General features: G+C 68.7%; 5 protein-coding genes. All 5 read left to right on the forward strand.

Features of this window, described 5'->3' with window-relative positions; genetic code table 11:
* The coding region (locus tag V7067_RS13400) for an aldehyde dehydrogenase family protein (RefSeq protein WP_334176407.1) at window positions 1-434 on the forward strand (434 nt) is incomplete at its 5' end.
* 38 nt (window positions 435-472) lie between these two features.
* Complete coding sequence (locus V7067_RS13405; protein ID WP_334176408.1) at window positions 473-1,690, forward strand: acyl-CoA dehydrogenase; 1,218 nt, start codon at window positions 473-475, stop codon at window positions 1,688-1,690.
* Window positions 1,691-1,754: 64 nt separating this feature from the next.
* A complete protein-coding gene (locus V7067_RS13410; RefSeq protein WP_334176409.1) occupies window positions 1,755-2,990 on the forward strand; it encodes a CaiB/BaiF CoA-transferase family protein in 1,236 nt (411 codons plus the stop codon).
* Between the two features lie 89 nt (window positions 2,991-3,079).
* Window positions 3,080-4,765: a thiamine pyrophosphate-binding protein gene (locus V7067_RS13415; RefSeq protein WP_334176410.1), complete on the forward strand. Its 1,686-nt coding sequence runs from the start codon at window positions 3,080-3,082 to the stop codon at window positions 4,763-4,765.
* Between the two features lie 122 nt (window positions 4,766-4,887).
* On the forward strand, window positions 4,888-6,069 hold the full coding sequence (locus V7067_RS13420; RefSeq protein ID WP_334176411.1) for an FAD-binding oxidoreductase: 1,182 nt from the start codon (window positions 4,888-4,890) through the stop codon (window positions 6,067-6,069).
* The last annotated feature ends 29 nt before the right edge of the window (window positions 6,070-6,098 follow it).

Here is a 6,098-nt window from a genome sequence, read left to right on the forward strand (position 1 = left end):
GCGTGGCGGTGGGCGAGGGGCTGGCGAGCTTCTATGTGCGCCCGGCGCTGGTGGAGATGCCGGCGCAGACCGGCCCGGTGGTGGAGGAGACCTTCGCCCCCATTCTCTATGTGCTGCGCTATTCCGACTTCGCCGGCGCCGTCGCGCTCAACAACGGCGTGCCGCAGGGGCTGTCGTCGTCGGTCTTCACCAACGACCTGCGCGAGGCAGAGCTGTTCCTGTCCGATCTCGGCTCCGACTGCGGCATCGCCAACGTCAATATCGGCCCCTCGGGCGCCGAAATCGGCGGTGCGTTCGGCGGCGAGAAAGAAACCGGCGGCGGGCGCGAGGCGGGTTCGGATGCGTGGAAGGCCTATATGCGCCGCGCCACCAACACCATCAACTACGGCAAAGATCTTCCGCTCGCGCAGGGCGTGACCTTCGATATCGGCTGATCGGCCGGCAACAATCCGAAAAAAAGGGGAGCCAAGCGATGGCTGGCATTGAGGCCAAGGGCGCTCACGGCAAGGACATGGGCTCGTTCGTCTGGGAGGATCCCTTCCTCCTGGAGGACCAGCTTGAGGAAGAAGAGCGGCTGGTGCGCGATGCCGCCCGCGCCTATGCGCAGGAAAAGCTGCAGCCGCGCGTGACCTCGGCCTACGAGGAAGAGCGCTTCGACCGCGAAATCATGTCGGAGATGGGCGAACTCGGCCTGCTCGGCCCCACCGTTCCCGAGGAATACGGTGGCGCCGGCGTCGGCTACGTCGCCTACGGTCTGGTGGCGCGCGAGGTGGAGCGGGTCGATTCCGGCTATCGTTCGGCCATGAGCGTGCAGTCCTCGCTGGTCATGCATCCCATCTATGCTTATGGCAGCGAGGCCCAGCGCAAGAAGTATCTGCCGAAGCTCGCCAGCGGCGAGTGGGTGGGCTGCTTCGGCCTGACCGAGCCGGATGCCGGCTCCGATCCCGGCAGCCTGCGGACCCGGGCGGAGAAGGTGGCGGACGGCTATCGCCTGACCGGCACCAAGATGTGGATCTCCAACGCACCCGTGGCCGATGTGTTCGTGGTGTGGGCGAAGTCGGAGGCCCATGAGGGTGCCATCCGCGGCTTCGTGCTGGAAAAGGGCATGAAGGGCCTGTCGGCGCCGAAGATCGGCGGCAAGCTCAGCCTGCGCGCCTCCATCACCGGCGAGATCGTGATGGATGGCGTGGTGGTGGGCGAAGAGGCGCTGCTGCCGGGCGTTTCCGGCCTGCGCGGCCCGTTCGGCTGCCTCAACCGCGCGCGCTACGGCATCGCGTGGGGCGTGATGGGGGCGGCGGAAGACTGCTGGCACCGTGCCCGCACCTACACGCTGGACCGCCGCCAGTTCGGCCGGCCGCTGGCGCAGAACCAGCTCATCCAGAAGAAGCTCGCCGACATGCAGACCGAGATCGCGCTCGGCCTGCAGGCGGCGCTGCGCGTCGGCCGGCTGTTCGATGCCGGCAAGGCGGCGCCGGAAGCCGTGTCGCTCATCAAGCGCAACAACTGCGGCAAGGCGCTGGATATCGCCCGCATGGCGCGTGACATGCACGGCGGCAATGGCATCTCCGAGGAATTCCAGGTGATCCGCCACATGATCAATCTGGAAACCGTCAACACCTACGAGGGCACGCACGATGTGCATGCCCTCATCCTCGGCCGCGCCCAGACCGGCCTTCAGGCCTTCTTCTGAGCGAACCCGCCCTCCGCCCGCCGGGCGGGGGGCTCTCTTTCTTCAGCCGTCAGGACGAGAACCGATGTCTCTTGCTGCTGGCGACGGGGCGGATGCTTCGCCGCAGGAAAACGTCGCCGCCGTGAAGCCGCTCGCCGGGGTGCGGGTGCTGGAACTGGCCCGCATCCTCGCCGGGCCGTGGGCCGGGCAGCTTCTGGCCGATCTCGGCGCCGAAGTCATCAAGGTGGAGCGGCCTGAGGTGGGCGACGACACCCGCGGCTGGGGTCCGCCCTTCGTAAAGGCGCAGGACGGCGGCACCCTCGGCGCGGCCTATTTCCACGCCTGCAACCGCGGCAAGCGCTCGGTCGCCATCGATTTCGAAACCGCCGAAGGGCAGGCGCTGGTCAGGCAGCTTGCGGCCGAATCCGACGTGGTGCTGGAGAATTTCAAGGTCGGCGGGCTGAAGAAATACGGCCTCGACTACGAAGGGCTGAAGGCGGTCAATCCGCATCTCGTCTATTGCTCCATCACCGGGTTCGGGCAGGACGGGCCCTACGCGCCGCGCGCCGGCTACGACTTCATGATTCAGGCCATGGGCGGCATCATGGATCTGACCGGCGATCCCGCCGGCGAGCCGCAGAAGATCGGCGTGGCGCTGACCGATGTGTTCACCGGCGTCTATTCGGTGGTCGGCATCCTCGCCGCCCTGCGCCGCCGCGACCTGACGGGCGAGGGCGGCCATGTCGACATGGCGCTGATGGATGTGCAGGTGGCGGTGCTCGCCAATCAGGCGATGAATTATCTCGTCTCCGGCCGGTCGCCGAAGCGCATGGGCAACGCCCATCCCAACATCGTGCCCTATCAGGTGTTTCCGGCGGCCGACGGCCATCTGGTGGTGGCGGTGGGCAACGACGGCCAGTTCGCCCGCTTCTGCGCGGTGCTCGGCCGGCCGGATCTGGCGAAGAACCCGGCCTATGTCACCAATGCCGACCGCGTCGCCAGCCGGGCCGAACTCGTGCCCCTCATCGCGGGGCTGACGGCGGGCTTTGCCCGCGATACGCTGCTGGCCAGCCTTGAGGCGGTGGGCGTGCCGGCGGGGCCGATCAATTCGGTGGGCGAGGTGTTCGCCGATCGTCAGGTGATGCACCGCGGCATCCGCCTCGACCTGCCGGAAGACCACGCCGCCGGCGGAACCGTGCCGTCGGTCGCAAGCCCGATCGTGCTCGACGGCGTGCGCATGGCGGCGGCCACCGCCAGCCCGCGCCTCGGCGCCGATACCGGGGCGGTGCTGGCGGCGCTGGCAAAAACGCAGTCCGAATAACGTTTTGGTCCTGATGACGCCGGCCCTTCGATAACAACCAGCCTCTGATAACGCCTGCCCCCGACACGAGCCGGCGAGAGAAACGCAACATGACGCATCCGTTCCATCCCCGCACCGGCGGGCGCATTCTGGTCGACCAGCTGCTGGCGCAGGGGGTGTCGCGGGTCACCGCCATTCCCGGCGAAAGCTATCTCGCCGTGCTCGATGCGCTGCACGATGCCGCCATCGAGGTCGTGATCTGCCGCAACGAGGGCGGCGCGGCGATGATGGCCGATGCCGCCGGCAAGCTGACCGGCCGGCCGGGGGTGTGCTTCGTCACCCGCGGCCCCGGTGCCACCAATGCGGCCCACGGCATCCACATCGCGGCGCAGGATTCCACGCCCCTCATCCTGTTCGTCGGCCAGATCGACCGCGGCATGAAGGAGCGCGAGGCGTTTCAGGAACTCGACTACAAGGCCGTGTTTGGCTCTATCGCCAAGTGGGTGGTGGAGATCGACGATGCGGCGCGCATACCGGAACTCGTCGCGCGCGCCTTCCGCGTTGCCATGCAGGGCCGGCCGGGGCCGGTCGTCGTGGCGCTGCCGGAAGACATGCTGCTCGACGTGGCCGAGGTTGCCGACGCGCCCCGGGTGGAGCCGGTGCGCCTGACGCCCGATCCCGCCGACATGGCGGAAGTGGCGCGGCTGGTGGCGGCGGCCGAGCGGCCGTTCGTCATCGTCGGCGGATCGCGCTGGGACGAGGCCGGCGTGGCGGCGATGGTCGAGGCGGCCGAGCGCTGGGATCTGCCGGTCGGCACCAGCCTGCGGCGCACCGACCGTTTTCCGCAGAGCCATCCCAACTATGCCGGCGATGTCGGCATCGGCCAGAACCCGGCGCTGACGGCGCGCATCCGCGATGCCGACCTGATCCTGCTCATCGGCGGGCGGGCCTCGGAGATGGTGACCGGCGGTTATACCCTGCTCGGCGTGCCCAACCCGGCGCAGACGCTGATCCACGTCCATCCGGGTTCGGAGGAACTGGGCCGGGTCTACCAGCCGGCCCTCGCCATTCAGGCAACGCCGGCGGCCTTCGCTGCGGCGCTGGCCGCCCTGCCGGTGCCCTCCAACCGGCCGTGGTCGGCGCAGACCCGCGCGGCCAATGCCGCCTTCCACGCCTGGACCGACACCCCCGGGGCCCTGCCGGGCGATTTCCAGTACGGCGCGGTGATGGGGTGGCTGCGCGACCGGCTGCCGGAAGATGCCATCGTCACCAACGGTGCTGGCAACTATTCCATCTGGGTGCACCGCTATTTCCGCTACACCCGCTTCGGCACCCAGCTTGCGCCGACCTCCGGTTCGATGGGCTACGGCATTCCGGCGGCGGTCATGGCCAAGATCATGAACCCCGGCCGTCTGGTGGTGTCGTTTGCCGGCGACGGCTGCTTCATGATGAACGGGCAGGAGTTCGCCACGGCCGTGCAATATGACGCGCCGATTATCGTCGTCATTATCGATAACGGCATGTACGGCACCATCCGCATGCATCAGGAGCGGGAATATCCGACCCGCATTTCCGGCACGAAGCTGAAGAACCCGGATTTTGCCGCCTATGCGGTGGCCTTCGGCGGCCATGGCGAGCGCGTGACGCAGACCGAGGCGTTCGCGCCGGCCTTCGAGCGCGCGGTGGCCTCCGGCAAGCCGGCGATCCTGCACTGCCTGATCGATCCGGACGCCATCACCCCGGCCACCACTCTCGGGGCGATCCGGGAAGCCGCGCTGAAGCGGCACACACTCTGACCCGCCGGCCCCGGCCCCTCCCGGCCGGGTGCAGGCAGGACGGCAGGACGGCCGCGCGTGGCGGCCGCCGAACCAGAACGAGGCCGGCGGAACGAACGCACCGGCCGGAGGGGTAATGCGCCATGGCGCAGTCTTATGATGTCATCGTGGCCGGCGGTGCGGTCACGGGCAGCTCGGTCGCCTGCCATCTGGCCATGGACCCGGCCTTCCGCGGCCGGGTGCTGGTGGTGGAAAAAGACCCGACCTACACCCGCTGCGCCTCGGCGCTGTCGGCGGCCTCCATCCGCCAGCAATATTCCAGCGCGATGAACGTGCAGATCTCGCTCTACGGCATCGCGTTCCTGCGCGAGATCGGCGCGCGGCTGGCGGTCGGCGACGAGCGGCCGGAGATCGGCCTGCACGAGGGGGGCTATCTGTTCATTGCCACCGGCGCCGGCCGTGCGGTGCTGGAGGAAAACCACGCCGTGCAGGTGGCGAACGGGGCCGATATCCGTCTGATGGAGCCGGCGGCGCTGAAGGCGCGCTTTCCCTGGCTTGCCGTCGACGATCTGGCGCTCGGCGCTTTCGGCGTGACCGGCGAGGGCTGGTTCGACGGTTACGGGCTGATGCAGGCCTTCCGCCGCAAGGCGCGCAGCCTCGGGGTGGATTATCTCGCCGGCACGGTGACCGGTGTGGTGCGCGAGGGCGACCGCATCACCGCGGTGAAGCTTGCCGATGGCAGCACCATCGGCTGCGGTGCGCTGGTGAACGCGGCCGGGGCCGGCGGCCCGGCGCTGGCCAAGGCGGCGGGGCTGGAAATCCCGGTCCACAACAAGAAGCGGATGATCTTCACCTTCCGCTGCGCGGAGAAAGTGGACGGCTGCCCGCTGCTGGTCGACACCACCGGCGTCTATGTGCGCCCGGAAGGCGACGGCTTCCTGTGCGGCGTGGTGCCGCCGGAACAGCGCGATCCCGACACCTGCGACGATTTCGAGGTGGAATGGGATATCTTCGACGACATCATCTGGCCGGCGCTCGCCACCCGCATTCCGGCGTTCGAGCGCATCCGGCCGGGCCGGGCGTGGGCCGGGCACTACGACATGAGCGCCTACGACCACAACGCCTTCGTCGGCCGCGCGCCGGGCTATGCCAACTTCTACCTCGCCAACGGCTTTTCGGGCCACGGGCTGCAGCAGTCGCCGGCGGTCGGGCGCGGCCTTGCCGAAGTCATCGTCCACGGCGCCTATCAGACCCTCGATCTTTCCCCGATGAACTTCGCCCGCGTGGCGCGCAACGAGCCCATTCTGGAAAAGAACGTGGTGTGAGGCGGGTGCCGCGGCCCTGTCCGGCGCGG

The organism is Pseudoxanthobacter sp. (assembly GCF_036822375.1).
Taxonomy (GTDB): domain Bacteria; phylum Pseudomonadota; class Alphaproteobacteria; order Rhizobiales; family Segnochrobactraceae; genus Pseudoxanthobacter.